Genomic DNA, 3192 nt, shown 5'->3' on the forward strand with positions numbered 1-3192 from the left:
TCATCAAATTTGGTAAAGCTGGTGAGCAAATTGCCAAAGAAATGTGGGAAAAAGAAGGTAAGATGGTTTACGCTTCTTCAGCCAACCCTTCCGGTAAAGGTAACCGCGGGAAGGTCGAAGGAATCGGTGAGCGTATCGAAGGTGCTTTGGACTTGGTTATCGAAGCCGATGATTATGTAGCTTCTATCCAACCAGACAAGACCATTGAAACGCGCTATGAACAAGGCGTGATGGTCTCTATGGTTGATGCCGAAGGAAAACTCATCCCAGAACAAGGAGCAGGTAGCCGTTCTGTCAATACTTGTCCAGTTGTGATCCGTAAAGGATTGGATATCGATAAGATTATGATGCACTTATCTGATCATTTCAACTCTTGGAACTACCGCCAAGGGGAATACTATTAAGAAACAGAAAAAAGCATTCCATTGGGGATGCTTTTTTGTGAAAGGATAAAAGATGGTATCATAGAGTCAAACAATGTTCCAATAAAAGGGGAAGTGGTATGGTCTCCAGAAAAGCATTTATCGATAAAGCCAATCAGGAAGGTTTTTCCTTCAACATCCAAATCCCATGGTGGACGTACAATAACTTCAAGTCATTGGTTTGGAGAAAAAGGCTCTCTGAGGAGCAACTCTATCAGATCTTTCTTTTACTTTGTAGAGAGGTAGAAGACCAGCAAATGCAAGTAGTAGCGGATAAGAGGAAATATCAGACCGGATTTTATGTAGCGGCATGTAATGGCCGTGAGTTCCGCTTTGAGTTTTCTTTTAAAAAGAATCAAGAACTAAGAGTTTATAATTTATTTGAGACCGTCAATGGTCGTAAAAAACTAACCTTAATGGATCTGCTTGATTACATAATGGATTGACGATGTATAGAAACAATAAGGGTTCACTACAGATTGATAAAAGAAAGAGTGGTTCTATGATTTCAAGAGATGCATTTTTAGAAAGAATCAACCAAGAGGGCTTCTCATTTAGCATTGAAATTCCTCGCAGAAGTTTTTCGGATTTTACATCATTAGTTCGGAGAAGAAGAATTTCAGAAGAAGACCTCTATCAGCTGTTTTATGACTATTGTCAAGAACTAGAAAACTGTCTAAAAGAAGCGGGAGATAAGCGACGCTTGCTCTTCAATAAGTTTCCAGTTAGCCCCGTTCATGATAAATATAAAACGAAATTTGATACAGTGGCACCCAACGGACGGGAGTTCCGCTTTGAGTTTGTATTTAGCAATGACAATCGTTTAAAAGTTTATCACATGATCGAAACTGTTAATGGTCGTAGGAAAAAAACTCCTATGGAAATACTGATGGACTTAGTCGATGCTTTATAATGAGGATCTGTTCAAAAGTATAAGGGGGATCCAACCAAAAAAACTAGAGCTCATGCTCTAGTTTTTTGGTTGTTGATGGGTGATGTTCTTTCCCCAAGGGATGAGATTTTCTTTTTTCTCTTTGATCCGTTGGATATTGTCCTTATGTCGAAGAATGATCAAGGTCGCTAAGGCCAGGACAATGATTGTAAAAAGCGGATCATAACCGTGCAAGATCCATCCAGTCAAAGGAAGAAGGAGGACCGAAAGAATGGCGAGTAGCGCAACGGTAACACTCGAAAACGAAATCATACTGGTTAAATAAAGGCTAGCTACAAAATAAACAGCTAAAATGAGAAGCAGGATAGGCGAGAAACTAAGTAAGACACCAGCACTCGTCGCCACTGCTTTTCCACCCTTGAATCCAGCAAAAATTGGGAAAGTGTGCCCCAAAACGGCTAAGAGACCAAAGACCATCGGCGAGATCCCCTGAATTCCAAAGAAAGTCGGAAGGAGAACGGCCAGTGTCCCTTTCAAGAAATCAATCGCAAAGACGATGATCCCAGCTTTCTTCCCTAAAATCCGAAAGGTATTGGTCGTTCCTGTATTGCCTGATCCATGTTCTCGTAAATTAATATTAAAAAAGACTTTCCCAATCCATAATCCCGAAGGAATGGAGCCTAACAGATAGGCTAAGATTAAAACACTTATTTCTTTCATCATACCTTCATTATATCAAAAAGCCATCGATAGAAAAAGCAATTTCTGGAGTTCAAGTGTGACATCTGAAGAAAGTGCTCAGCTAACATTTTGTACTGGGATATAGAAATCTCCATATAGAGAGAAAAAATTTTGCAAAATTTCCTAAAAAACTGTAATATAGAAAAGATGAACAAACAGGAGGTTCCTTGTGGCAAAAAAGGAAATCAATATTAATAATTATAATGACGATGCCATTCAGGTACTAGAAGGGTTGGATGCGGTCCGAAAACGTCCAGGGATGTATATCGGATCGACCGACGGCAATGGCTTGCATCACATGGTCTGGGAGATCGTGGATAATGCGGTCGATGAAGCCTTGTCTGGCTTTGGATCACAAATCGATGTAACGATTAATAAAGATGGTTCTCTATCGGTAGAAGACCAGGGACGTGGGATGCCGACCGGGATGCATGCTATGGGTAAACCAACCGTTGAGGTGATCTTTACGGTCCTCCATGCCGGAGGGAAGTTTGGTCAAGGAGGCTATAAGACATCTGGAGGTCTTCACGGAGTGGGATCTTCTGTTGTCAATGCCCTTTCTAGCTGGCTAGAGGTAGAAATTACGCGTGATGGAGCTGTCTACAAGCAACGTTTTGAAGATGGGGGAAAACCAGTTACAACACTCGAGAAGATTGGCTCTGCTCCCAAGTCTAAGACGGGGACCAAGGTCACCTTCATGCCAGATCCAACCATCTTTTCAACGACGGATTTCAAATTCAATACCATTGCTGAGCGGATCAAAGAATCAGCCTTCTTGCTTAAGGATGTGACGCTGACGCTGACCGATCTCCGTAAGGAAGAAGACAACCATGTGGCCTTTCATTATGAAAATGGTGTCCAAGATTTTGTAGAGTACTTGAACGAAGATAAGGAAACCTTGACACCGGTTCTCTACTTTAGTGGCGAATCAGATGGTTTTCAGGTAGAAGTGGCCATGCAATACAATGATGGTTACTCAGATAATATCTTGTCCTTCGTTAATAATGTCCGCACTAAAGATGGGGGAACCCACGAGACAGGTCTGAAGACAGCCATTACCAAGGCTATGAACGACTATGCAAGAAAGACAGGACTCCTCAAAGAAAAAGACAAGAATTTGGAAGGATCAGACTATCG

Annotated in this window: 4 protein-coding genes and 1 pseudogene; 4 read left to right on the forward strand and 1 reads right to left on the reverse strand. The window is 41.4% G+C overall.

Translation table 11 applies throughout. The features are described 5' to 3' along the window. From SPADD19_RS12695 to SPADD19_RS06175, 3 genes and pseudogenes are all read left to right on the forward strand, one after another. Positions 1-404: pseudogene (locus SPADD19_RS12695) on the forward strand (translation factor (SUA5)); the annotation flags it as partial. A 98-nt stretch (positions 405-502) separates the two neighbouring features. Beyond that, complete coding sequence (locus tag SPADD19_RS06170) at positions 503-868, forward strand: hypothetical protein (RefSeq protein ID WP_003003707.1); 366 nt, start codon at positions 503-505, stop codon at positions 866-868. 56 nt (positions 869-924) lie between these two features. Further along, complete coding sequence (locus SPADD19_RS06175; RefSeq protein ID WP_061455597.1) at positions 925-1335, forward strand: hypothetical protein; 411 nt, start codon at positions 925-927, stop codon at positions 1333-1335. A gap of 57 nt (positions 1336-1392) precedes the next feature. On the opposite strand, the gene plsY is transcribed toward SPADD19_RS06175, so the two are convergent. Further along, positions 1393-2034, reverse strand: a complete 642-nt coding sequence (plsY, locus tag SPADD19_RS06180) for a glycerol-3-phosphate 1-O-acyltransferase PlsY (protein WP_277619466.1) — start codon at positions 2032-2034, stop codon at positions 1393-1395. A 190-nt stretch (positions 2035-2224) separates the two neighbouring features. On the opposite strand from plsY, the gene SPADD19_RS06185 reads away from it, so the two are divergent. Then, positions 2225-3192 (forward strand): ATP-binding protein (locus SPADD19_RS06185; protein WP_241496499.1); only part of this gene is annotated, 968 nt, incomplete at its 3' end.

The sequence above is a fragment of the Streptococcus parasanguinis genome (genome assembly GCF_001578955.1).
Taxonomy (GTDB): Bacteria; Bacillota; Bacilli; order Lactobacillales; family Streptococcaceae; genus Streptococcus; species Streptococcus parasanguinis_U.

Bases quoted from the DNA above. Each gene is read 5' to 3' on its own strand.
- SPADD19_RS06170 (WP_003003707.1), top strand. From the start codon at position 503: ATGGTCTCCAGAAAAGCATTTATCGATAAAGCCAATCAGGAAGGTTTT.
- SPADD19_RS06175 (WP_061455597.1), top strand. From the start codon at position 925: ATGATTTCAAGAGATGCATTTTTAGAAAGAATCAACCAAGAGGGCTTC.
- plsY (WP_277619466.1), bottom strand. From the start codon at position 2,034: ATGAAAGAAATAAGTGTTTTAATCTTAGCCTATCTGTTAGGCTCCATT.